General features: G+C 67.6%; 22 protein-coding genes. 13 read left to right on the plus strand and 9 right to left on the minus strand.

What is annotated here, in order from left to right:
* From LMJ29_RS15305 to rlmE, 5 genes are all read right to left on the minus strand, one after another.
* Positions 1-759, minus strand: coding sequence for an SDR family oxidoreductase (locus LMJ29_RS15305; RefSeq protein WP_229606387.1), 759 nt, complete (start codon positions 757-759; stop codon positions 1-3).
* Positions 760-777: 18 nt separating this feature from the next.
* A complete protein-coding gene (locus LMJ29_RS15310; protein WP_229606388.1) occupies positions 778-2481 on the minus strand; it encodes an FAD-binding protein in 1704 nt (567 codons plus the stop codon).
* A gap of 11 nt (positions 2482-2492) precedes the next feature.
* Positions 2493-4199 carry an FAD-dependent oxidoreductase gene (locus tag LMJ29_RS15315; protein ID WP_229606389.1) on the minus strand — a complete coding sequence of 569 codons (1707 nt, stop codon included), beginning with the start codon at positions 4197-4199 and terminating at the stop codon, positions 2493-2495.
* Between the two features lie 33 nt (positions 4200-4232).
* Complete coding sequence (locus tag LMJ29_RS15320; RefSeq protein ID WP_229606390.1) at positions 4233-5420, minus strand: acyl-CoA dehydrogenase family protein; 1188 nt, start codon at positions 5418-5420, stop codon at positions 4233-4235.
* Between the two features lie 270 nt (positions 5421-5690).
* Entirely contained in the window at positions 5691-6311 is a 621-nt protein-coding gene (gene rlmE / locus LMJ29_RS15325; protein ID WP_229606391.1) for a 23S rRNA (uridine(2552)-2'-O)-methyltransferase RlmE, read from the minus strand.
* 219 nt (positions 6312-6530) lie between these two features.
* Here rlmE and LMJ29_RS15330 point away from each other — a divergent pair, with 219 nt between their 5' ends.
* From LMJ29_RS15330 to LMJ29_RS15340, 3 genes are all read left to right on the plus strand, one after another.
* On the plus strand, positions 6531-8153 hold the full coding sequence (locus LMJ29_RS15330) for an NAD(P)/FAD-dependent oxidoreductase (RefSeq protein ID WP_229606392.1): 1623 nt from the start codon (positions 6531-6533) through the stop codon (positions 8151-8153).
* Between the two features lie 11 nt (positions 8154-8164).
* Positions 8165-8896, plus strand: coding sequence for a TrmH family RNA methyltransferase (locus tag LMJ29_RS15335; RefSeq protein ID WP_229606393.1), 732 nt, complete (start codon positions 8165-8167; stop codon positions 8894-8896).
* Positions 8897-9112: 216 nt separating this feature from the next.
* Complete coding sequence (locus LMJ29_RS15340; protein WP_229606394.1) at positions 9113-9316, plus strand: hypothetical protein; 204 nt, start codon at positions 9113-9115, stop codon at positions 9314-9316.
* Between the two features lie 277 nt (positions 9317-9593).
* Here the strand turns inward: LMJ29_RS15340 and LMJ29_RS15345 are convergent, their stop codons facing one another.
* The 3 genes from LMJ29_RS15345 to LMJ29_RS15355 form a co-directional block, all read right to left on the minus strand.
* The gene (locus tag LMJ29_RS15345; protein ID WP_229606395.1) at positions 9594-10235 is read right to left on the minus strand and encodes a GIY-YIG nuclease family protein; all 642 of its coding nucleotides are present in this window, start codon (positions 10233-10235) and stop codon (positions 9594-9596) included.
* 5 nt (positions 10236-10240) lie between these two features.
* Entirely contained in the window at positions 10241-10510 is a 270-nt protein-coding gene (locus tag LMJ29_RS15350) for a hypothetical protein (RefSeq protein ID WP_229606396.1), read from the minus strand.
* A 412-nt stretch (positions 10511-10922) separates the two neighbouring features.
* Complete coding sequence (locus tag LMJ29_RS15355; protein WP_229606397.1) at positions 10923-12356, minus strand: aldehyde dehydrogenase family protein; 1434 nt, start codon at positions 12354-12356, stop codon at positions 10923-10925.
* A 159-nt stretch (positions 12357-12515) separates the two neighbouring features.
* Between LMJ29_RS15355 and LMJ29_RS15360 the strand changes: the two genes are divergently transcribed.
* The 6 genes from LMJ29_RS15360 (at position 12516) to LMJ29_RS15385 (ending at position 18868) form a co-directional block, all read left to right on the plus strand.
* Positions 12516-13496 carry a flavin reductase family protein gene (locus tag LMJ29_RS15360; protein ID WP_229606398.1) on the plus strand — a complete coding sequence of 327 codons (981 nt, stop codon included), beginning with the start codon at positions 12516-12518 and terminating at the stop codon, positions 13494-13496.
* 128 nt (positions 13497-13624) lie between these two features.
* Positions 13625-14398, plus strand: coding sequence for a glucose 1-dehydrogenase (locus tag LMJ29_RS15365; protein WP_229606399.1), 774 nt, complete (start codon positions 13625-13627; stop codon positions 14396-14398).
* A 195-nt stretch (positions 14399-14593) separates the two neighbouring features.
* Positions 14594-15385, plus strand: coding sequence for a fumarylacetoacetate hydrolase family protein (locus LMJ29_RS15370; protein ID WP_229606400.1), 792 nt, complete (start codon positions 14594-14596; stop codon positions 15383-15385).
* A gap of 25 nt (positions 15386-15410) precedes the next feature.
* On the plus strand, positions 15411-16331 hold the full coding sequence (locus LMJ29_RS15375; RefSeq protein ID WP_229606401.1) for an acetaldehyde dehydrogenase (acetylating): 921 nt from the start codon (positions 15411-15413) through the stop codon (positions 16329-16331).
* 10 nt (positions 16332-16341) lie between these two features.
* Positions 16342-17373: a 4-hydroxy-2-oxovalerate aldolase gene (dmpG, locus tag LMJ29_RS15380; RefSeq protein ID WP_229606402.1), complete on the plus strand. Its 1032-nt coding sequence runs from the start codon at positions 16342-16344 to the stop codon at positions 17371-17373.
* Positions 17374-17542: 169 nt separating this feature from the next.
* Positions 17543-18868, plus strand: a complete 1326-nt coding sequence (locus tag LMJ29_RS15385; RefSeq protein ID WP_229606403.1) for a spinster family MFS transporter — start codon at positions 17543-17545, stop codon at positions 18866-18868.
* A gap of 154 nt (positions 18869-19022) precedes the next feature.
* Here LMJ29_RS15385 and LMJ29_RS15390 read toward each other — a convergent pair whose 3' ends face one another.
* Positions 19023-19184 carry a hypothetical protein gene (locus LMJ29_RS15390; protein ID WP_229606404.1) on the minus strand — a complete coding sequence of 54 codons (162 nt, stop codon included), beginning with the start codon at positions 19182-19184 and terminating at the stop codon, positions 19023-19025.
* 284 nt (positions 19185-19468) lie between these two features.
* Here LMJ29_RS15390 and LMJ29_RS15395 point away from each other — a divergent pair, with 284 nt between their 5' ends.
* The 4 genes from LMJ29_RS15395 to LMJ29_RS15410 all read left to right on the plus strand — a co-directional run bounded on the left by LMJ29_RS15395 (position 19469) and on the right by LMJ29_RS15410 (position 24558).
* Entirely contained in the window at positions 19469-20158 is a 690-nt protein-coding gene (locus LMJ29_RS15395; protein WP_229606405.1) for a hypothetical protein, read from the plus strand.
* A 377-nt stretch (positions 20159-20535) separates the two neighbouring features.
* Positions 20536-21876 (plus strand): MFS transporter, encoded by a 1341-nt coding sequence (locus tag LMJ29_RS15400; protein ID WP_229606406.1) that lies wholly within the window; start codon positions 20536-20538, stop codon positions 21874-21876.
* Between the two features lie 25 nt (positions 21877-21901).
* The gene (locus LMJ29_RS15405) at positions 21902-23179 is read left to right on the plus strand and encodes a gallate dioxygenase (protein WP_229606407.1); all 1278 of its coding nucleotides are present in this window, start codon (positions 21902-21904) and stop codon (positions 23177-23179) included.
* Positions 23180-23301: 122 nt separating this feature from the next.
* Positions 23302-24558: an OprD family porin gene (locus LMJ29_RS15410; protein ID WP_229606408.1), complete on the plus strand. Its 1257-nt coding sequence runs from the start codon at positions 23302-23304 to the stop codon at positions 24556-24558.
* The last annotated feature ends 37 nt before the right edge of the window (positions 24559-24595 follow it).

Consider the following 24595-nt stretch of genomic DNA (forward strand, 5'->3'; position numbering starts at 1 on the left):
CTAGATACTCATGACGAACTGGCCGCTGTCGATGCGCAGTTCCATGCCGTTGATGGCGCGCGACTCGTCGCTGGCCAGGTACAGGGCGGCGGAGGCGACGTCCTCGGGCAGGCACATGCGGTTCATCGGGTCGCGGTCGATGGTGAACTGCTGCGGGTCGATGCCCGGCGGGTAGCTGGCGACGGTCATCGGCGTCAGCACGCCGTCGGGGTGCAGCGAGTTGCAGCGGATGCGGTACTTCTGCCGGCGGCAGTGCGCCGCCACCGCGCGGTTGAGGGCGGCCACCGCGCCCTTGGAGGCGCAGTAGGCGGCGTAGTCGTCCTTGCCGGCCAGGGCGGCGATGGACGACACGTTGACGATCGAGCCGCCGTGGTCCTTCATCAGCTCCACGCCCATGCGGCAGCCGAGGAAGGCGCTGTCGGAATTGACGCGCAGCAGCTTGTGCCAGTCGGCCAGGCTGGTTTCCTCGATGGAGCCCTTGAGCAGGATGCCGGCGTTGTTGACCAGCACGTCGAGGCGGCCGTAGCGCTCGCGCACGGTGGCGGCGACCTCGTCCCAGCCGGCTTCGCTGCTGGCGTCGTGGCGGATGAAGCTGGCCGCGCTACCGAGTTCGTCGGCCAGCGCGTGGCCGGCGTCGGCATTGATGTCGGCGATCAGCACCTTGGCGCCCTCGCCCACCAGCGCCTGCACGATGGCGCGGCCGATGCCGCTGGCGCCGCCGGTGACCAGGGCGATCTTGTCCTGTACCCGTCCTGTCATGTTCGTCTCCTGCTGGTTTCAGTCGAGCGCGCCGGCCGGCGCTGCCTGGGTGGTGGTGGCGCGGCCGGCGTGGGCGGCCGCTTGCCCGGCGCGGCGGCCGGAGAACACGCAGTCGGCCAGCGACAGACCGCTGATATAGAGATGCGAGGGAATACCGATGGCGGTGCGGCCGGCGGCGTACAGGCCGGCAATCGCCCGGCCCTGGCCGTCGAGCACCGCGCCGTTGTCCTCGTCGACCTTGAGACCGCCCAGGGTCAGCGCGCCGAGCGGGAACACCGGATTGGTTACCGAGATGTCGCAGGCGTAGAACGGCCCCTGGTCGAGCACCTGGCGGCTGCCTTCCGACTTGCCGAAGGCGTCCGCCGCGGTGCCGCGCGCGGCGGCGTTGTAGGCGCGCAGCGACTCTTCGAGCAGCGCCGGCTGCATGCCGGTGGCGCCCGCCAGCTCGCGAGCGGTGCGGCCCTTGCGCACCTTGAGGAGCATCAGCGCCAGCGCCGGCACGCTCTGGAACCACCAGTAGCCGCCGAACAGCGCCTGCTTGATGGCCTGGCGGCGCAGGCGCGCGTCGAGCACCAGCCAGGCCTTGCCGCCCTGCTCCTCGCACAGCGGATAGCCGAGGGTGCCGCCGTAGACTTCCTCGTTGACGAAGCGCTGCCCCGCGGTGTTGACCACGATGCCCTTCGGCCAGCACAGCGGCGGGTTGATAAAGCGCCACGGCGAGACCTGCTGCAGGCGGTCGCTGGCCGCGCCGGCCGAGAGGCCCAGGCGCAGGCCGCTGCCGTCGCAGCCGGTGGCGCCGACCTTGAAGTTTCTGCGGTACTTGGGCGCGTGCTCGCCGATCATCGCCCGGTTGAAGATGAAGCCGCCGGTGCTGAGGATCACCCCGCGGCGGGCCTGCACCAGCTGCGGCCGGGCGTGCTGCTGCTCGATGCGCGCCAGCTTGCGGCGCAGACCGTCGCAGTAGGCCGGGGCGAAGTTCTGCAGGCGCTCGGCGCGCGCCGCCAGCTTGGCGTGTTCCCTGGCCGCCGGGCTGCCCGGCGGCAGGCACCACAGCTCGGCGCCGATCACCTGGCCGCGGGCGTCCAGCACCAGGCGGCGCGCGGCGGACTGGGTCAGCGCGCGCACGCCGGCCTTCAGGCAGGCCTGCTGGAGGTGGCCATAGAGCACCGCGCCGCACTGGCCCTTGCCGACCGTGCGGTGGCCGCGCGGCGCCGGCGCGTGCACGCCACGGTGCGAGGGCACCATCTCGTTGCCCGAGTAGTAGAGGAAGTAGCCGTCCGGCGGATACGAGGTCTTGCCGCCGCCCGGCGGCATGCTGTGCTCGTAGCGGGCGCCGTGGCCTTCCAGCCATTCCAGGTTGGCCACGCTGTTTTCGCAGAAGCGGCGCAGGGTGGCGTCGCCGATCACGCCCTGGGTCTCGTGCCTGAGGTAGTCGAACATCGCCTCGGGCGTGTCGGCGTAGCCGGCGTCGCGCTGCTGGCGGGTGCCGCCGCCGGCGTACACCACGCCGCCGCTCTTGGCGCTGGCGCCGCCGCCGGTGAAGCGGTCGGCGACCAGCACGGCGGCGCCCTGGGCGCGCGCCTCCAGCGCCGCGCAGGCGCCGGCCGCGCCCCAGCCGATCACCAGCACGTCGCAGCGCTCGGCCCAGGCCAGGCTGGCGGCGTCGGCCACCTGCAGCGGCAGCTGGATGTCGGTGCAGGTGGAAATCTCATCGTGCGCCATGACCGATCTCCTCAGCTGTTGGCGGCGATGTGCCGGGCGGCGATGTAGCCGAAGGTCATCGCCGGGCCGAGGGTGCCGCCGGCACCGGGGTAGCTGGTGCCCATCACCGAGGACGAGGTGTTGCCGATGGCGTACAGGCCGGGGATCGGCTGGCCATTCTCGTGCAGCACCTGCGCGCTGGCGTTGGTCAGCAGGCCGCCCTTGGTGCCGATGTCGCCGGCGTCCAGGCGCATGGCGTAGAACGGCCCCTTGGCCAGCGGCGCCAGGCACGGGTTGGGCTTGACGTTGCTGTCGCCGTAGTAACGGTCGAACACGTTGCCGCCGCGACCGAAGTCGACGTCGATGCCGGTGCGCGCGTAGTCGTTCATGCGCTGCGCGGTGGCCTCCAGGCCCGCCGGGTCGACGCCGATCTGCTTGGCCAGCTCGGCCAGGGTGTCGGCCTTCCAGTACACGGTGTTCAGCCACTCCTTGCGCAGGCGGCTGTCGGGCGCCACCTGGGCCGGCATCAGCGGGCCCATGGCGTAGTTGAAGCGGTAGTGGGCGTCGAAGATCACCCAGGCCGGGATGCTCTTGCCGTCCTTCTGGTGCTCGCGGTACATGGCGTCGACGAACTCCAGGTACGGCGCCGCCTCGTTGACGAAGCGCTTGCCGTGGCCGTTGACCACGATGGCGCCGGGGAAGGCGCGCTCGGCGAAGATGCCGCGCGGCTTCTCCTCGCCCGGCACCTTGATGGTCGGCGCCCACCAGGCCCAGTCCATCAGGTCGGTGGCGGCGCCGATGGCCTGGGCGGCCTCCAGCGCGGCGCCAGTGTTGTTGCCCGGCGGCGTGGCGCTCCAGCCGACCTGGGTCGGCTGCGGCAGGTACTTGTCGCGCAGCGCCTGGTTCTGCTCGAAGCCGCCGCTGCCGAAGATCACCCCGCGGCGCGCCTGGATGGTGACCATCTGGCCGTCGCGCAGGGCGCGGATGCCGGTCACCCGGCCGTTCTCGACCAGCAGGGTGCGAAAGTCGGTGTTCAGCCACAGCGGCACGTTGCGATCCATCAGCGAGCGGCGCAGCGCGGCGACCAGCGAGGCGCCGAGGGCGGCGCGGCGGTCCATCCTGGTCTTGCGCCGCCACTTGAAGTCGAGCTTGTAGCGCGCGATCAGGCCGAGAATCATCAGCCGCCAGCCGAACTCGCGGGACATCGCCTTGTGCGCGTGGCGCGCGGTCCAGGCGATGCAGCCCATCAGCAGGGTGGTGGGCGACGGCTTGCGCATGTTGTCGTATTCGTCGCCGAGCAGGCTGGTGTCGAACAGCTCGGGGTCCAGGCTACGCCCGCCGGGCAGCGAGCCGGGCAGGTGCTGGTAGTAGTCCGGGTACTTCTCGGCCACCGCGTAGCGCACGCGGCTGCGCGTCTCGAGGTAGTGGATCATCCGCGGCGCGTATTCGAGGTAGGCGCGCAGGCGCTCCTCGTCGATCTTGCCGGCGGTCGAGGCCTTCAGGTAGGTCAGCGCCTTTTCGAAGCTGTCCTTGCCGCCCATGTCGGCGAAGTAGTGGTTGTTGGGAATCCAGATGCCGCCGCCGGAGATCGCCGAGGTGCCGCCGTACTTGTCGCTCTTCTCGACGACCAGCACGGAAAGTCCCTGGTCGGCGGCGACCACCGCCGCCGACATCGCGCCCGCGCCGGAGCCGACGACGATCACGTCGTAGGCGGCCTGTGGCTGAACCTGTGTTGTCATTGTTGTGGTGTCCTGTGCCGGGATCGCTGGGAGTCAGACGTACGGATCGGGGTTGGGCAGGCCGAGCTGCACCGCGCCGTAGCTGCGCCCGTAGGCGGCCACGTTGTTGGAGATGTGCCCGCGCGCCTGGTGCAGGTCGCGGAAGGTGCGCGCCACCGGGTTGGTGTTGTACAGGCCGGAGGCGGCCATCGAGCGCAGCAGGTCGCTGACGCGCTCGGCGCAGATGTTGGTGACGTAGGCCGACTGGTAGCGGTACAGCAGCCGGGTCTCGGTGTCGGGGATCTCGCCCTTCTCGGCCAGCTCCAGCATGTGGGCGAAGTTGCGCTCCAGGACCAGCTTGAGGGCGTCGACGGTCATGATCGCCTCGGCCGCCGCGGTCTGCGCCACCGGGTCCTCGGCGGTCTTGGCGCCGTGCTTGCCGATGTGCTGCTTGGCGTTGTCGCTGAACTGGTTGATCGCACCCTGCAGGGCGCCGATGCACGAGCTGGACACCGCGCGGGTGAACACCTGGGCGAAGGGCAGCGCGTAGATCGGGTTGGTGTTGACCTCGCGGCCCGGAGTGGCCGCCAGGCTGGAATTGTTGGTGCGCTGCACGCGGTGGGCGGGGACGAAGGCGTCCTCGATCACGATGTCGTGGCTGCCGGTGCCGCGCAGGCCCAGCACGTCCCAGTTCTTCTCGATGCGGTAGTCGCTGCGCGGTACCAGGAAGGTGCCGTGCTCCGCCGGCAGGTCGCCGCTGGGCGGCAGGATGCCGCCGAGCAGGCCCCACTGGCAGTGCTCGCTGCCGCTGGAGAAGCCCCAGCGCCCGCTGATGCGGTAGCCGCCTTCGACCGGGGTGACCTTGGCCACCGGCATGTAGGTGGAGGAGATCAGCGTCGAGGTGTCCTCGCCCCACACGTCCTGCTGGGCTTCGACCGGGTAGCGGGCCAGCTGCCAGGGGTGCACGCCCATCACGCCGTAGATCCAGGCGGTGGACATGCAGCCTTCGGCCAGCGTCATCTGGATCTCGAAGAAGGTCCGCGGATCGACCTCGAAGCCGCCCCACTTCTTCGGCTGCAGGGCGCGGAACAGGCCGGCCTCCTGCATCTCGCGAACGGTCTCGTCGGGCACCTTGCCGTCGCGGTCGGCCTGCTCGGCCCGCTCGCGCAGGACCGGAACCAGGCGACGGGCACGAGCGATCAGCTCGATCTCTTCCGCGGTCTTCACTCGCATGTCATGCATCGCCAACTCCTCCATCGATCTCGTCGAGCGAATCTGCTCATGACTCGATGATCCGGCGCGGCCCGGCTGCGCTCATCGTCAAACCGGACTAGGCAGGAACACGCAGGCGGCAGACGGCAAAAGGCCCGGCGCTGGGGCCGGGCCTTGGGATGCGGGCGATGGGGTGTCGGCGGCGATGTAGCGGGGAGGACGCGTCAGGCGATACCTGCGAGGCGAGCCGCCTCGAAGGTGGAGGCTCGCCGGCTTTGCAGGAGCAGCGCCGCGGCTGGCTTAGCCTTTAAAGCCCTTGGCCACGAAATACACCTCGCGCGAGCGCGAGCGGGAGGCATCGGGCTTGCGGACCACGACCTTTTCGAACGAGCTGCGCACATCCTTCAGATATTCGTCCGAGCCTTCGCCCTGGAAGATCTTGATCGCGAAGTTGCCGTTGGGCTTGAGCACCTGGCGGACCATGTCGAGGACGAGGTCGGCCAGGTACATCGAGGAGGCCTGATCGGCAGCGGCGACCCCGCTGATGTTGGGAGCCATGTCGGAGATGATCAGGTCGGGCTGCCGGCCATCGAGCTTGTCGAGGATCTGCTGGAACACCTTGTCGTCGGAAAAGTCGCCCTGGATGAAATCGACGTTTTCCAGCGAGTCCATTGGCAGGATGTCGCTGGCCAGCACGCGGCCCTGATGGCCCACCAGACGGCCCGCCACCTGCGACCAGCCACCGGGCGCGGAACCCAGGTCCATGAGCAGCATGCCGGGGCGGATCAGCTTGTCCTTCTCGTTCAGCTCGAGCAGCTTGTAGGCCGCGCGCGAGCGATAGCCATCCTTCTGCGCCATTTTGACGTAGGGATCGTTGACGTGTTCGTTCAGCCAGCGGCTGCTGCTTTTGGAGCGTTTCATGATGGAGCCAACCACGAAAATCAAATGAGGAGCGGCCGACGCAGGAGGCCTCGGGTCGCAAAATGGCGGCAAGTATACGCCGATAGGGCTGAGCAGGCTAAATCCGCGCGCCTCGCCCCTGCCGGGGCGGCCTGACAGAGGGGGCCGCAGCGGCTACAATCCGCGCCTTTCCCCTCCCCCTTGCTTCCTTTGCCGGAGTCACCGGCCAGGATTACCGCCATGATTCGCATCAACGAACTGTCCCTGCCCCTCGACCACTCCCCCGAGGAGCTGCGCGCGGCCATCGTCAAGCGCCTGAACATCCGCGACGCCGACCTGCTGAACTTCAGCGTGTTCAAGCGCAGCTACGATGCCCGCAAGAAGAACAGCGTCATCCTGTTCATCTACATCATCGACCTGGAGGCCCGCGACGAGGCGTCGATCCTCGCGCGCCTGGCCGACGACAGGAACATCCGCCCGGCCCCGGACACCGGCTACTACCCCGTGGGCCAGGCCCCGGCCGACCTGAGCGAGCGGCCGCTGGTGGTGGGCTTTGGTCCCTGTGGCCTGTTCGCCGCATTGCTGCTGGCGCAGATGGGCTTCAAGCCCATCGTGCTGGAGCGCGGCAAGGATGTGCGCCGGCGCACCAAGGACACCTGGGCGCTGTGGCGCAAGAAAACCCTGACCCCGGAATCCAACGTGCAGTTCGGCGAGGGCGGGGCCGGCCTGTTCTCCGACGGCAAGCTCTACAGCCAGATCAAGGATCCCAAGTTCTACGGCCGCAAGGTGATGCACGAGTTCGTCCGCGCCGGCGCGCCGGAAGAGATCATGTACGTCAGCAAGCCGCACATCGGCACCTTCCGCCTCACCGGCGTGGTCTCCACCATGCGCGAGGAGATCATCGCCCTGGGTGGCGAGGTGCGCTTCGAAAGCAAGGTGACCGACCTGCTGATCGACGACGGCCAGCTCGAGGGCGTGGTGCTGGAGAGCGGCGAAACCCTGCGCAGCCGCCATGTGGTGCTGGCGCTGGGCCACAGCTCGCGCGACACCTTCCGCATGCTGCACCGCCAGGGCGTGTTCATCGAGGCCAAGCCGTTCGCCGTGGGCTTCCGTATCGAACACCCGCAATCGATGATCGACCAGGCGCGCCTGGGCAAGTACGCCGGCCACCCGGAACTGGGCGCCGCCGACTACAAGCTGGTGCACCAGGCCAAGAATGGCCGCGCGGTGTACAGCTTCTGCATGTGCCCGGGCGGCACCGTGGTGGCCGCCACCTCCGAGCCGGAGCGCGTGGTGACCAACGGCATGAGCCAGTACTCGCGCAACGAGCGCAACGCCAACGCCGGCATCGTCGTCGGCATCAACCCGGAGCAGGACTTCCCCGGCGGCCCGCTGGCTGGCGTGGAGTTCCAGGAGCGCCTGGAGTCGCGTGCCTACGTACTGGGCGGCAGCGACTACTGCGCGCCCGCGCAACTGGTCGGCGACTTCATCCGCGGCGTGCCGTCGAGCGAGTTCGGCGAGGTCGAGCCCTCCTACAAGCCCGGCGTGCGCCTGGGCGATCTGGCGCCCTCGCTGCCGGACTACGCGATCGAGGCCATCCGCGAGGCGCTGCCGGTGTTCGGCAAGCAGATTCGCGGCTTCGACCGCAACGATGCGGTACTCACCGGCATCGAAACCCGCACCTCGTCGCCGGTGCGCATCACCCGCGACCCGGAGACCCTGCAGAGCCTCAACCTGCGTGGCCTGTTCCCGGCCGGCGAAGGTGCCGGCTATGCCGGCGGCATCCTGTCGGCGGGCGTGGATGGCATCAAGGTCGCCGAAGCAGTGGCCAAGTCGATGCTGGCCGCTGCGCCGAGCAACTGAGCGACGCCCCGATGAAACTCGACGACATCAAGAAACTGCACCAGAAAAAGTACCGGGCCGAGTTCGGGCATTTTCTGGTGGAGGGCGAGCACCTGCTGCTGGAGCTGCAGAAAGCCGCGGTCCACGACCCGCGGCTGCTGAGCAGCCAGCTGTACGTGACCGACGCTTACCTGCAGTGGCAAAGCCCGTTCAGGACCCACCTGATCAGCGAACGGCAGATGGCGCAGATCGCCGACACCAAGACCCCGCAAGGCATTCTTGCCGTGGTGCCGATGCCGGAAACTGCCGCGCCGCTTGCCGCTCCCGCAGGGCACGAGCGCGCCATCTACCTGCACGAAATCCAGGACCCCGGCAATCTCGGCACCATCCTGCGCACCCTGGCCTGGTTCGGCAATTTCCGCTGCCTGCTCAGCCCCGGCAGCGTCGATCCGTACAACCCCAAGGTCGTGCGCGCCAGCATGGGCGCCATCTTCCATACGCCGCTGGAGCTGGATGTGGAGCTGGACTCGCTGCGCACCCGCTTCGCCCGCATCGCCTGCCTGGATATGCAGGGCGAGCGCGTGCAGGCGGCCAGTTTCAAGAACTTCGATTGCTACCTGTTCGGCAACGAAGCCCGCGGCGTACCCCGCGAACAGCTGACCGCCCTGCATGCCCAGCCCTTCACGATTGCCGGCTGCGGCAGCATCGAATCGCTGAACCTGGCCACCACGGTCAACATGTGTGCGTATGAGTTGAGCCGCTGACGGGTTCGGAACGCATGGCGCGGGGGGCCGGGTCCAACCGTCCTGCCGCGCCACGCCACCCTCCAGCCCAGCGAAGGACGCAACTGGCCGGCCCCTGTAGCTGCTGCAGCGCGCCGGCAGCCTCTTTCCATTCCCACAGAACCGGTCGCTCCGCGGTTGAGAGCCCAGATCAGCGAGTTCTGGTCGTTCACGGTGTATGCCTCCGGAAAGCGCCTGATGGCGCACAACGCGATCAACCGCCGCAGCCGCGGTGACCGCACCCTGACGCCGGGCAAGGACGGCATTTACAGCATCGAACTGGCCGCCAAAGCGACGCCAACAACCCCAGCTACCTGCCGATTCCGGAGAAATACGCTTATATCATTCTGCGCATGTACGGCCCGAGCACGGACACCCCAGACCATCCAGATCGTGGAGTAAAACCAGCAAGTCCACGGCCGCATCGCTGCCAGGGACTTCGGCTGCGAATAAATCCCTCCTAGCTTGCCGGATGATGTCGAAGTTCGCCCCCCCGCCACACGTCCCATGGCGACTAACTGAAATTGGCCAGTATCCGCCATTCGACGACTCCGGAAATCTATCACCCAAACGACTATCGGGCCGCTGAAGCTGCCGGAAGCCTAAACTCGACAACTTGGCCTTTGCAGACGCTCGGCTGATTGATAGCGTCAGTTAGCGATGGCGGAGACCCTACTAGTTAGGTAGGTTGCTCTTCGAATTGCTTCGCTTCGAGCCGAACTCTGCGCTCGTCCAGCAACTCGCCATCGAACATCCAATAGTCGGAACCGCTGACCGAAGTCGATTTGTATCCCATGTCCTGGAGGGCCTTCAGGGCGGCGCCTGACAGGCTCATGATCTCGCCCTTGAAGCTGACCTTACCGCCATCGAGCACTGTTGCCGTGATGGCCTCATCCCGAGCTAGAATCAAGGTGTCGCCAGCTTTGATGCCGAGCGCAGCAAGGTTGATACGCGACCGACGCTGTTCCTTCGCTTTTTCCATGGCTTGCACCTCGACGGGGTCGATGTCGGCTTTGCCTGGGGTGACTTCCTTGAAGGTGCCGATGCTTAGTGCCAGCACGACCTTCTCTGGCTCCACCTTGAAGAATTCTCGCTTTGGGTTAATGCGGTGCTCGGCGAATAGCTGGTGGAGTGTCTTCTCCAGCTTGATCAGATTGACCTCCTCCGGTATCTCAGCGGCAAAGTGGCATTCGAACGGTAGTGGTACTCCAGTACTGGAACTTAGATTGGAAATGCGGGATTCGACGCTATCAGTGGTGAGTCCGATTTTCACAAGGCCGGGCATGGCCTCGTTTTTCAGCACGTAGATGAGTTTGGGCATGGAGTTTATTCCTTAGAGTTGCGGCCTTGCTCGCTGAGTATTTGCAGCAGTGCCAAGACAATTCGAGGAGCTCCGCGGAATCCATCCATGCCTTCATGCTCATGCACCGACAACATGGCCTCGAGCGCCCGGTAAGCTGGGCCATCCCCATGGTAGAGCGTCTTGTCGATAGCATCGAGGTCAATGACGAGCTGCTTCACTCCTTCTTCGCGAAGCTCGTAGAAGCGGTCGGCAGCCTCCGTCCAGTAGGGGTCTTTAGACCAATGGCGTGTCATAGCGGGTCTCCTTGCAAAACAGATGGAAGGTCATACTACCCGTTGGCATAGTAATTTTCGATGTACCGCTCTTGGTTGATTACCCAGTTTGCTATACGTGCACTTGTTTATGGTTTGAGTGGCCGTTGCCCCCATAAAGCCTGGTTTTATCTCATTCGAAAGATGAATGACGGCACCTGGCCAATTGCCGCCGCGAGCCACTCACCGCCCCGGATATTCAGACCGCCACCTCAGCTATCACTCACGAGGGCCTCAAACTGACCCTCGCCTCTACGCGCCAAGGAGTGACCTGCGACTCCATGGCGGCCAGGAAGCCCCGTAGGGTGGAAGACTCGCGCAGCGATCTTCCACCGCGACACCCGCAAGTGGTGGAAAAGACCTACGGTCGTTTTCCACCCTACGACTGCGCGCTCTACGGGGTAACCTGCGCCTCCATCGCCGCCAGGAAATGCTCGCCATAGGGCGGTAACAGCCCCCACTCGCGGCGTGGGTCGTAGCTGCCGGCCTCGAACACGGTGCGCGCGTGGCTGAATTCGAGGAAGCCCTCGCGGCCGTGGTAGTGGCCCATGCCGGAGGCGCCGATGCCGCCGAACGGGGCGTCCTGCATGGCGGCGTGCATCATCGCGTCGTTGATGGTCACCCCGCCGGACAGGGTGTTTTCCAGCACCCGTTGCTTCTCGGCCTCGTCGCTGCCGAACCAGTACAGCGCCAGCGGCCGGTCGCGACCGTTGATGTCGGCGAGCACGGCGTCGATGGTGTCGTAGGGCAGCAGCACCATGGCCGGGCCGAAGATCTCCTCCTGCTGGATGCGGCAGCCGGCCGGCGGGTCGACCACCACGCGCAGGGGCCGGCGGCGGTCGTCGGGATTAGCCGCCGAAGCCTCGGGCAACGACTCGACGCGCACGCCGGCGGCGATGGCGTCCTCGACCAGGCCCTCGACCCGCGCCAGATGGCGCTCGTTGACCACCGCCACCACGTCCGGGTTGCCCTGCACCTGCGGGAACAGGCTGGCGTAGGCGCCCTTCAGCTCGGCGAGGAAGGCCTCGGTCTGTTCGCGCGGAACAAATACCAGGTCCGGGTTGACGCACAGCTGGCCGCCGTTGCTGGCCTTGGCCGCGGCGATGCGGAAGGCGGCGGTGGCCAGATCGGCGCTGCGTGAGACGATGGTCGGCGACTTGCCGCCCAGCTCCAGGGTCACCGGCACCAGGTTGTCGGCGGCGTTGCGCATCACCACCTTGCCGATGGCGGTGCTGCCGGTGAACACCAGATGGTCGAACGCTTGGCGGGTCACCGCCTCGGCCATCTCCGCACCGCCCACGGCCACGCCGACCAAGAGCGGATCGAGATGCTCGGCGCAGGCGGCGACCAGCACCGCGGCGGTGCGCGGGGCGATTTCCGAAGGCTTGAGGATCGCCCGGTTGCCGGCGGCCAGCACGTAGGCCAGCGGGCTGAGCAGGGTGAACAGCGGCGCGTTCCAGGTGCCGACGATGGCCACCGATCCCTTGGGCTGGTAGAGCACCCGCGCCTTGGCGCCGAGCTGGTCGTAGGGCGGGAACGGCTGGCGCTCCTGCGGCTGCATCCATTCTTCCAGGTGGTCGCGGGCGTGCTTGAGCGAGGCCAGCGAGCCGAGCACGTCGTTCATCAGCGAGAAGCCCGCCGGGCGATTGCCGAAGTCCTCGGCCATCGCCGCCGCCAGCGGCTTGTGCCAGGCCACCAGCAGGTCGATCACCTGCTGGATGCGCCGGCGGCGCTCGGCGGCGTCCACCGCACCCTCGACATTGAAGGCGGACTTCTGCGCCGCGAGCAGCGCGGCCAACCCCTCGACGGATGTAATTGCGGAACTCATCGAACCTCCTCGAATCCTTGCGGCGGCGGCCGGTGCGGCGCCCTGCGGCGATAGTGGCGAGGGCCGCCTTTCCGACGCCTCGTCCATAGAGACGATGCCACGCCTTGCCTGCGTTGCGAATACTCGCCACATCATCCCCAGACTCCAGCGAGGCAGAGCATGAGCGCTCCGGCTACCTTCGACCCGCAAGCCTTTCGTGCCGCCCTGGGCACCTTCACCACCGGGGTGACCATCATCACCACCCGCACCGCCGAGGGCGAAGCGGTCGGCATCACCGCCAACAGCTTCAACTCGGTGTCGCTCAACCCGCCGCTGGTGCTGTGGAGCCTGGCCAAGAGCGCGCGCAGCCTGCCGGCGTTCAGCGAAGGCAAGCACTGGAACGTGCATGTGCTGTCCGCCGAGCAGGAGCCGCTGTCCGGGCGCTTCGCCACCCAGGGCAGCGACAAGTTCGCCGGCATCGAGCTGGACGAAGGCATCGGCCCGGCGCCGCTGCTGCCCGACTGCACCGCGCGCTTCCAGTGCCGCACCGCCTTCCAGTACGAGGGCGGCGACCATGTGATCTTCGTCGGCGAGGTGCTCGCCTTCGACAGCAGCGCCCGCCCGCCGCTGGCCTTCCAGAGCGGCCAGTACGCGCTGGCCGCGCGCAAGCCGCGCCAGGAGCTGCGCCTGGGCGCTACGCCGCCGCCGGAGTGCAGCTACACCGAGGACCTGCTCGGCTACCTGCTCGGCCGCGCCCACTACCAGATGCTCGACACCCTGCGCCGCCTGCTGGCCGCGCAGAGCCTCGACGAGCACGTGTTCTTCATCCTCTCGGTGCTGTGCATCCGCGACAACCTGACCCTCGACGAGATCAACGCCTTTGTCGGCTACACCGGCCACCGGGTGACCCCGCAGACGCTGGCCGACCTCGAGCGCAGCGACCTGATCGCCTGCGAGCAGGACAGCGACGGCACCCGCCGCTACCTGATGACCGCCGCCGGCCGCGAGCGCTCGCTGCACGAGATCGCCCTGGCCAAGGCCGTCGAGAGCACGGTCGCCGACAAGCTGGACGCCGCCGACGCCATGGCGCTCAAGGTGCTGCTCAAGCGCCTCGTAGCCGCCACCGATCCCGGCCTGCCCGACCTGTGGGGCGCCCGCTGAAGTTTTTGTAGGGGCGAATTAATTCGCCAGGCAGGCCACCGGCCTGCCCTTGGCGCCCCTGGGGCCGCGTGGCGGCTCACGGCGAATGAATTCGCCCGTAGAGGCTAAGAAAAACAAGGAGATACGGCATGAACATACTGCAGCGCTTCAACCTCGACGGCAGCGTCGCCGTGATCACCGGCGGCGGCCGCGGCATCGGCCGCGCCATCGCCCTGGCCTACGCCGAGGCCGGCGCCGACGTGGTCTGCGCGGCGCGCACCCTGGGCGACGTGGAAGGCGTGGCCGACGAGATCCGCGCCCTCGGCCGCAACGCCCTGGCGCTGACCTGCGACGTCACCGACGCCGCGCAGCGCGAGGCGCTGGTGGCCGCCGCCCGCGAGAAGTTCGGCCGCATCACCCACCTGGTCAACAACGCCGGCGGCGCCGGCCCCAACGACCCGCTGACGCTGACGCCGGAGAGCCTGGACGAGATCCTGCGCTTCAACGTCACCTCCGCCTACCACCTCACCCAGCTGTGCGTGCCGCACATGCGCGAGGCCGGCGGCGGCAACGTCATCAACATCACCTCCGGCGCGGCGCGCTATGCCCAGCGCCAGTTCAGCGCCTACGGCACCGCCAAGGCGGCGCTGACCCAGCTGACCCGCCTGCTCGCCCAGGACTTCGCGCCCCAGGTGCGGGTCAACGGCATCGCCCCCGGGCCGATCCTCACCGACGCGCTCAACCGAGTGATGCCCGCCGCGATGCGCGTGGCGATGGAAACCGGCACCCCGCTGGGCAGCCTCGGCGAGGTCGAGGACATCGCCTGCGCCGCCCTGTACCTGGCCAGCCCGGCATCGCGCTGGGTGACCGGCAAGATTCTCGAGGTCGACGGCGGCGCCGAGAACAGCGTCTGGCCGGGTTGAAGCCCGAGGCCAACGCGTGCCTGTAGGGGCGAATTTATTCGCCTGGAGCCCCTGCCAAGGCGAATGAATTCGCCCCTACAGGAAAGGCGTGCGCATGAACGAATCGGCCAATAGAACCATCCGCTGTAGGGGCGAATTCATTCGCCAAGAAAACCGCCACGGTGGACGAATCCGCCCCACAGGAAAGGCACTCGCATGAATGAATCCCTGATCGACACCCTCGGCGACGAGCTGTTCGCCGCCCTGCGCGACCAGCGCACCCTGGCGCCGCTCACCGCGCGCCACCCGGACATCACCCTGGACGACGCCTACCGCATCTCGGTGCGGTTCCTCGCCCAGCGCGAGCAGCAGGGCGAGCAGGTGATCGGCAAGAAGATCGGCGTCACCAGCAAGGCCGTGCAGGACATGCTCAACGTCCACCAGCCGGACTTCGGCTTCCTCACCGACCGCATGCAGGTGGCCGACGGCAGCGACGTCAGCCTCACCGAGCACCGCCTGATCCAGCCGCGCGCCGAGGGCGAGATCGCCTTCATCCTCGCCGAGGACCTGGTCGGCCCCGGCATCACCGCCGAGGACGTGCTGGCCGCCACCGCCTGGGTGGTGCCCTGCTTCGAGATCGTCGACTCGCGCATCCACGACTGGAAGATCCGCATCCAGGACACCGTGGCCGACAACGCCTCCTGTGGCGTGTTCGCCCTGGGCGAGCAGCGTATCGACCCGCGCAGCCTGGACCTCGCCGCCGTGCGCCTGGAGATGACCAAGAACGGCCAACCGGCCGGCAGCGGCCTGGGCAGCGCGGTGCAGGGCCATCCCTGCGCGGCGGTGGCCTGGTTGGCCAACACCCTGGGCGAGCTGGGCATCCCGTTCCGCAAGGGCGAGGTGATCCTCTCCGGCGCCCTCGCCCCGCTGGTGCCGGTGACCGCCGGCGACAGCATCCATCTCTCCCTCAGCGGCCTGGGCGAAGCCTCGCTGCGCTTCGTGCCCTGACGCCCCCTTTTTCGAGAGCGAAACCATGACCAAGAAGATCAGATGTGCCCTGATCGGGCCGGGCAATATCGGCACCGACCTGCTCTACAAGCTCAAGCGCAGCCCGGTGCTGGAGCCGGTGTGGATGGTCGGCATCGACGCCACCTCCGAAGGCCTGGCCCGCGCCCGCGAGATGGGCCTGAAGACCACCAGCGACGGCGTCGACGGCCTGCTCAAGCATGTGCTGGAAGACAATATCCAGATCGCCTTCGACGCCACCTCGGCCTACGTGCACGCCGAGAACAGCCGCAAGCTCAACGAGCTGGGCGTGCTGATGATCGACCTGACCCCGGCCGCCATCGGCCCCTACTGCGTGCCGCCGGTCAACCTCAAGCAGAACCTCAAGGCCGGCGCGATGAACGTCAACATGGTCACCTGCGGCGGCCAGGCGACCATCCCGCTGGTGGCCGCGGTGTCCAGCGTGCAGCCGGTGGAGTACGCCGAGATCGTCGCCACCGCCGCCTCCAAGTCGGTGGGCCCGGGCACCCGCAAGAACATCGACGAATTCACCCGCACCACCGCCGGCGCCATCGAGAAAGTCGGCGGCGCCAAACAGGGCAAGGCGATCATCGTCATCAACCCGGCCGAGCCGCCGCTGATCATGCGCGATACCGTGCACTGCCTGACCGAGTCCGAGCCGGACCGCGAAGCGATCACCGCCGCCATCCTGGCGATGATCGAGCAGGTCCAGCAGTACGTGCCCGGCTACAAGCTGGTCAACGGCCCGGTGTTCGACGGCAACCGCGTGTCGATCTTCATGGAGGTGGAGGGCCTGGGCGACTACCTGCCCAAGTACGCCGGCAACCTCGACATCATGACCGCCGCCGCCGCGCGCACCGCCGAGATGTTCGCCGAGGAAATCCTCAGCGGCGAACTGACCCTCGCCCCGCAACCCGCCCTCGCCTAAGGAGCCGACCATGGATCTTCGCGGCAAGAAAATCACCGTCCACGATATGTGCCTGCGCGACGGCATGCACCCCAAGCGTCACCAGATCAGCCTCCAGCAGATGAAGGACATCGCCAGCGGGCTGGACGCCGCCGGCGTGCCGCTGATCGAGGTGACCCACGGCGATGGCCTGGGCGGGCGCTCGGTGAACTACGGCTTCCCGGCGCACAGCGACGAGGAATACCTGTCGGCGGTGATCCCGCTGATGAAGCAGGCCAAGGTCTCCGCCCTGCTGCTGCCGGGCATCGGCACCGTCGACCACCTGCGCATGGCCCACGAGCTGGGCGTCTCCACCATCCGCGTGGCCACCCACTGCACCGAGGCGGACGTCTCCGAGCAGCACATCAGCATCGCCCGCAAGCTCGGCATGGACACCGTCGGCTTCCTGATGATGGCCCACATGAACAGCCCCGAAGGCCTGGCCAAGCAGGGCAAGCTGATGGAGAGCTTCGGCGCCAACTGCGTGTACATCACCGACTCGGCCGGCTACCTGCTGCCCGACGACGTGGCCGCGCGGATCGCCGCGCTGCGCGAAGTGCTCGACCCGGCCACCGAGATCGGCTTCCACGGCCACCACAACCTGTCGATGGGCGTGTCGAACTCCATCGCCGCCATCGGCGCCGGCGCCACCCGCATCGACGCCGCCTGCGCCGGCCTCGGCGCCGGGGCCGGCAACACGCCGATGGAGATCCTCGTCGCGGTGTGCGACCGCATGGGCATCGAGACCGGCGTCAGCGTGTTCGGCATCCAGGACGTCGCCGAGGACCTGGTGGTGCCGATCATGGACTTCCCGATCCGCAGCGACCGCGACGCCCTGACCATGGGCTACGCCGGGGTGTACGGCTCGTTCCTGCTGTTCGCCAAGCGCGCCGAGAAGAAGTACGGCGTGTCGGCCCGCGAGATCCTCGTCGAGATGGGTCGCCGCGGCATGGTCGGCGGCCAGGAGGACATGATCGAGGACACCGCGATGACCATGGCCCGCGCCCGCGGCCTGCTGGTCTGAGCGTTGCCGTCCTGACGCCGCCATGGCGCCAGGACGGTTCAGTGGTATCCGGCCCGGCCGCGCGGATGGTAGTACGCGGCCTGGCCATCCCCCGACCGGACCGGCCGGGCGCCGTGACGGCACCGCGAGCCGCCCGACCGCCGGGCCGGCCCTCTGCAAGGAGGCCGCCATGGCCCGCGCCACCCCTTCCCCCGGCCTGTGGAGCAGCCACGGCCTGCTGTTCCTGCTGGCCTTGATGTACGCCGACAACTTCGTCGGCCGCCAGATCCTCGCGGTGATGATCGAGCCGATCAAGCGCGAATTCGGCGCCAGCGACAGCGCCATGGGGCTGATCTCCGGCCTCGCCTTCGCCGCCGTCTACGCGGTGCTCGGCCTGCCGGCCGGACGCCTGGCCGACCGCCTGCCGCGCACCCGTCTGCTCGCCGTCTCCTGCCTGCTGTGGGCGCTGGCGACCATGGCCTGCGGGCTGGCCGGCGGCTTCCTAATGCTGGTGCTGGCGCGCATGGCGGTGGCCACCGCCGAGGCGCCGGCGACGCCGACCGCCTTCTCGCTGATCGCCGACCTCTACCCGCCACACCGCCGCTCGTTCGCCATCAGCTGCTTCACCGCTGCGCCGACCTTCGCCGCGCTGCTGGGCCTGTCGGTCGGCGCCTGGCTGGTGGAAACCCACGGCTGGCGCACGACCTTCATCCTCATCGGCCTGCCCGGCCTGCTGATCGCCGCGCTGCTGGCGGTGAGCGTGCGCGAGCCCGCGCGCGGCCAGTGGGAGCTGTCCCATGCGCCGACCGCGCCGCAGGGTCTGCTGCACACGGCGCTGGAGTTGTGGCGCGAGCCGGCGTTGCGCTGGATGCTGATCGCCGGCGGCTTCTCCACGCTGAGCGGCTACGCCTTCGCCATGTGGAACGCCAGCTTCCTGGTGCGCTCCCACGGCCTGACCCTGCAGCAGGCCGGGCTGCTCGCCGGGCTGGTCGCCGGCGGCGTGTCCGGCATCGGCACCCTGTGCAGCGGCTGGCTGACCGACCGCCTGGCGCAGCGCAATCGCCTGTGGCTGATCGGCATTCCGCTGCTCGGCAACCTGATCGGCGCTCTGGCGCTGGCCGCCTACCTGCTGTGGCCGGCCGCCACCCTGGCGCAGTTCGGCGCGCTGGCGGTGCCGACAGCGATGCTCTGGTGCGCGCTGGCCTGCTTCTTCAGCGTCTGGTGGGTGGCGCCCTCCTACACCCTGATCACCCATCTGGTCGCCGCCGACCGCCGCGGCACGGCGATGGCCATGCAGACCATGCTGTCCACCATCCTCGGCGTCGGTCTCGGCCCGCTGGCCACCGGCATGCTCAGCGACCTGCTGCAGCCCGCCTTCGGCGCCGAATCGCTGCGCTACGCGCTGCTGGCCTGCAGCCTGACGGTGCTGGTGCCGGTACTGCTATTGGTACGGGTGTACGGACTGTCGCGGACCGGCGCCGGCGTGCCGGCGTTGCAACCGGTCAGCCAAAGCTGACTGCTGGCGCGCAGCCGGCGGCGTATACCGCCCGGCTGCGCGCCAGTGCCGAGTTGACGGAGCGGAAATTCGGGCAAAAAAAATGCGGCACCCGGTTAAGGAATGCCGCGAGTCGCTCAGCGCTAGGGTGGGCAATCGCTTGCCCGTGGTGAATTCAGTTGAAGAACGGCAGGCCGTTCACGAAGGGCAGCATCAGGTTCATGAGTTCGTTGCGAGACCGCTCGGCGTAGGGATCGTGCACCGCCACGAAAACCATCATGGCGAGCATCCCGGTGAATAACAGCAGCAGCAATATCGTTTGTTTTTCTATTTTCATCGCGAACCCTTCCAGCAGGTGGAGTCGCTGTATCTGGGTTCGATTCTATTGCCGCCACCGCCACGTTCATCGTCCATCCAGACTATGCCAGGTCAATAAGCGCGGGGCTCTAATACGGACTTCGCCGGGCTGGCGTCGGCACTTATTCGGTATTGGCGAAATCCGGCGATAAACAACTGCGCACGAATACCAATTGGCACCCACGGATAACAACTATGAAGAACGGGATAATTCTGGCATTGGTCTTGTTTATTCTTTCCGCCCCGGCAAGAGCGGATTCAGCCTTGGCGCAACGCCTGCACGAGATTCGCACCCAGGGCTTCCTGCTCTGCTCGAATCTGCTCGTCTACTACAACAACCAGGACCCGGCGGGAGCGTTCTACCCCGCGTCGCGCGAGGCCTATCGGCAGAACCTCGCCGAACTCGACGCGCTCACCGCGGCGCTGCAGGACAAGACCGAGCTGACCACCACGCTGCGCGAGATGAAGTCGGTGATCGGCGAGCTGGAGAAGCAGCCGGAGAATAACCGGGTCGAGTACAGCATGTGGCTCAATCCCGTGCTGCGCGTGCAGGGCGATCTGGACAGGCTGGCCGCCGAGGAATATCGCAAGACCAGCGGACAAGCGGGCGCGGTGGCCAACCTGCACCAACTGAGCCTGGATCTCGGCCGCATGCTGCTGCTCTACGAGAGCCAGGCCTTCAGCCGCACCGGCATCTATTCGTTCGAAGTCCACGAGAACAGCTTCAACGAGATCGACCAGCGCATCGGCGCGACCCACAAGAGCCTGGAAGAGCAACTTCCGGACGCCGGCGACCAGTTGAAGGAAGTGTGGCGAAACTACAGTTTCATTCGCCAGCGCCTGAAGGCCAGCGAGCAGGCGGTAGTCGCGCGCAGCGCCAGCCTGTACCTGGGCAAGGGCGTGGAAACGCTCGATCTGCTGGCCCGTGGCGAGGGGCGCAAGGCCGCCCAGTAAGTCACCCTGCAGCACCGGGCAGGCGCGCCTGCCCGGACTCCGGCTGGCCGTTCCCCACGCAAGCCGACCACCCTTCCCCCGCTCCGCCAGTCTCCCACCACCCCCGTCGCCTCGGCGCGATGACGATACCCGCGCCTCTCGCCAGCCGCCCGGCACGTGCCCCGCCGGCCCACGCGCCACCCCACCTCATCGCCTCGATAAAAAAAACCGATACCCCCTTAAGGATTTCCCAGACGCCGCGCAGGGCCTTTCGGCCTTAGAGTCCGCTCCTGCCGCCAGGCCAAATGCCGCCCGGAGGTCAGGTGGTTCCTGCCAGCCATCAACGATTGCGAAGCCGGCAGGGATTCTCACCATTAAAAAAACAAAAGGTGATGCAGATGAGTAATCAAACTGTCGATGTCAAAGAGTGGATCGACAAGCAGCCGATCACCAGCTTCCAGGCGCTGATCCTGGGGCTGTGCTTCCTGATCGTATTGTTCGATGGCTTCGATGTGGCGGTGATGGGCTTCATCGCCCCCTCGCTGATGCAGGAGTGGGGACTGTCCAAGGCCGCATTCGGCCCGGTGATGAGCGCGGGCATGGTCGGCCTGGCCATCGGCGCGCTGGTCGCCGGCCCCTACGCCGACCGCTACGGCCGCAAGAAGGTCCTGCTCGGCGCGGTCACCGCGTTCAGCCTGATCAGCCTCGGCTGTGCGTTCGCCCGCTCGCCCTATGAGCTGGCCATCCTGCGCCTGCTGATCGGCATCGCCCTCGGTGCGGCGCTGCCCAACTGCACGACGCTGCTCTCCGAGTACCTGCCCGAGCGCCAGCGCTCGCTGCTGATCACCCTCATGTTCACCGGCTTCAACCTCGGCTCCGGCGGCGGCGGTTTCCTCGCCGCCTGGCTGATCCCCCACTACGGCTGGCAGTCGGTGCTGCTCGCCGGCGGCATCCTGCCGCTGATCCTGCTGCCGTTCCTGTGGATGCTGCTGCCCGAGTCGGCGCGCTTCCTGGCGGCGCGCAACGCCCCGGCCGCGCAGATCGCCGCCGAACTCAACAAGCTGGGCGCCGGCACCTTCTCGGCCTCGACCCGCTTCGTGGTCAGCGAGGCGCCAGTCCAGGGCAAGACGCCGGTTCGCACCCTGTTCCTCGAACGCTATCGCCTGGGCACCCTGGCGCTGTGGGTGACCTACTTCATGGGCCTCCTGGTGATCTACCTGACCATGGGCTGGATGCCGACCCTGCTGCGCGAATCCGGCCTGCCCATCGAACGCGCCGCCACCATCACCGGCCTGTTCCAGATCGGCGGCACCGTCGGCGCCATCGCGGTCGGCTGGGTCATGGACCGGCGCAATCCCAACCGGGTGATCGCCACCTCCTACGCCCTGGGCGGCTGCTGCATGCTGCTGCTCGGCGCCTTCAGCCTGGATTCGAGCATGCTGGCGGTAGGCGTGATCGCCGCGGGCTTCTGCATGAGCGGCGCGCAGACCGGCCTGAACGCCTTCGCGCCGGGCTACTATCCGACCGAGTCGCGCGCCACCGGGGTGAGCTGGATGCTGGGCATCGGCCGCTTCGGCGCCATCTTCGGCTCGCTGATCGGCGGCACCATCCTCAGCCTGGGGCTGAGCCTGCCCGTGCTGTTCACCATCCTCGGCCTGCCGGCCTTCGTGGCGGCCCTGGCGATCCTGACCAACGGCCATGCCATCCGCCGTGCCGGTCAAACCATGATGGCGCACTGATACCTCGAACAAGGACAACAACGACATGGCACGAATCATTGGCGGCCTGGCCGTCTCGCACACCCCGACCATCGGTTTCGCCGTCGATCACGACAAGCAGGACGACGCCGCCTGGGCGCCGATCTTCCAGAGCTTCGAGCCGATCCGCGCCTGGCTCGAGGAGCAGCAGCCCGACGTGCTGTTCTACGTCTTCAACGACCACGTGACCTCGTTCTTCTTCGACCACTACGGCGCCTTCTCGCTGGGCGTGGACGAGCGCTACGAGGTCGCCGACGAGGGCGGCAACCCGCGCGACCTGCCGCCGATCGGCGGCCATGCGGCGCTGGCCCGGCACATCGGTGCAAGCCTGGTGGCCGACGAGTTCGACATGAGCTTCTTCCGCGACAAGCCACTGGACCACGGCTTCTTCTCGCCGATGTCGGCGCTGCTGCCGCACGAGGGCCAGTGGCCGCTGGAGATCGTGCCGCTGCAGGTCGGCGTGCTGCAGTTCCCGGTGCCCAGCGCCGCCCGCTGCTACAAGCTGGGCCAGGCGCTGCGCCGCGCCATCGAGAGCTACCCGGAGGACCTCAAGGTGGCCATCGTCGCCACCGGCGGGCTGTCCCACCAGGTGCACGGCGAGCGCTGCGGCTTCAACAACCCGGAGTGGGACGCCCAGTTCGTCGACCTGCTGGTCAACGATCCGGTGCGCCTCACCGAGCTGACCCTGGCCGACTACGCCAGCCTGGGCGGCATGGAGGGCGCCGAGGTGATCATGTGGCTGATCATGCGCGGCGCGCTGTCCGGCACCGTGAAGAAGCTGCACCACGGCTACTACCTGCCGTCGATGACCGGCATCGCCACCCTGCTGCTGGAGAACCAGGCGCAGGAAGTGCCCGCCGACGTGCACGCCCGCCACCGCGAGCACATCAACCATCAACTGGCCGGTGCCGAGAAGCTGGAGGGCACCTACCCCTTCACCCTGGAGCGCAGCGCCAAGGGCTACCGGCTGAACAAGTTCCTCCATCGGATGATCGAGCCGGCCTGGCGGGCACGCTTCCTGGAAGCGCCCGAGGCGCTCTACGAGGAGGCCGGTCTCAGCGAGGAGGAGCGCAACCTGCTGCGCCGCCGCGACTGGCGCGGCCTGCTCCACTACGGGGCGATCTTCTTCATGCTGGAGAAGCTCGGCGCGGTGCTCGGCGTCTCCAACCTGCACATCTACGCGGCGATGCGCGGCCAGAGCCTCGAAGAGTTCATGAAGACCCGCAACCAGCAGGTGGTCTATTCCGTGGCGGGCAAATCCGACGCCGACAAGTCCGCGCGCTGAAGCGCTGGGCCTGCCGCCCCGGTGGGTCCACACCCTCGCACCATCCGCATCCCCTGCCCTGCAGATACTCCGGCCCCAGGCCGGCGGGGGATGCTTCGCTCAAGAATTGGAGAACAACAACAATGAAAGCCGTCTTCACCCGTCCGCTGCCCGGCGCCCTGGCCATCGCCGCCAGCCTGCCGTTGGGCGCCCAGGCCGCGGATTTCTTCGACGACGCCAGCGCCACCCTGAACCTGCGCAACTTCTACCTGGGGCGCGACTTCCGTCATGCAGACAGCTCAGCGCAGAGCCGCGCCGAGGAGTGGACGCAAAGCTTTATCCTCGACGCCCGCTCGGGCTACACCGAAGGTCCGGTGGGCTTCGGCGCCGATGTGCTGGGTCTGTATTCGGTCAAGCTCGACGGCGGCAAGGGCACCACCAACACCCAGCTGCTGCCGGTGCACGACGACGGCAGCCCGGCCGACGACTACGGCCGCCTGGCGGTGGCCGGCAAGGCCAGGTTCTCCAACACCGAACTGAAGGTCGGCGAGTGGATGCCGGTGCTGCCGATCCTGCGCTCCGACGACGGCCGCTCCCTGCCGCAGACCTTCCAGGGCGGCCAGCTCACCTCCAAGGAAATCGACGGCCTGACCCTTTACGCCGGCCAGTTCCGCCAGAACAGCCCGCGCAACGACGCCAGCATGGAGGACATGACGATCTTCGGCCGCCCGGCCTTCACCTCCGACCGCTTCAACTTCGCCGCCGGCGAATACACCTTCAACGACAAGCGCACGATGCTCGGCGCCTGGTACGCCGAGCTCGAAGACCTCTACCAGCAGCAGTACTACAACCTGGTGCACACCCAGCCGGTCGGCGCCTGGACCCTGGGCGCCAACCTCGGCTATTTCATCGGCAAGGAAAACGGCGACGCGCTGGCGGGCGACCTGGACAACAAGGCCGCCTCGGGGATGTTCTCGGCCAAGACCGGCAACCACGGCTTCTACGTCGGCCTGCAGAAGCTCAGCGGCGACGACGCCTGGCTGCGCGTCAACGGCACCAGCGGCGGCACCCTGGCCAACGACAGCTACAACTCCAGCTTCGACAACGCCGAGGAGCGCTCCTGGCAGCTGCGCTACGACTACAACCTGGTCGGCTGGGGCTTCCCGGGGCTGACCTTCTCCACCCGCTACATCAGCGGCGACAACGTGCACAACGCGGTCACCGAGGACGGCAAGGAGTGGGTGCGCGAGACCGAGCTGGCCTACACCGTGCAGTCCGGCCCGCTGAAGAGCCTCAACGTGAAGTGGCGCAACTCCAATATCCGCAAGAGCTGGGCCAACAACGGCACCGACTTCGACGAGAACCGCCTGATCGTCAACTACCCGCTCAACCTGCTCTGAGGGGGCTGTGCCCTGCCGGCCGGAAGCAGCACCGGCC

The organism is Pseudomonas oryzagri (assembly GCF_020831405.1).
Taxonomy (GTDB): Bacteria; Pseudomonadota; Gammaproteobacteria; order Pseudomonadales; family Pseudomonadaceae; genus Geopseudomonas; species Geopseudomonas oryzagri.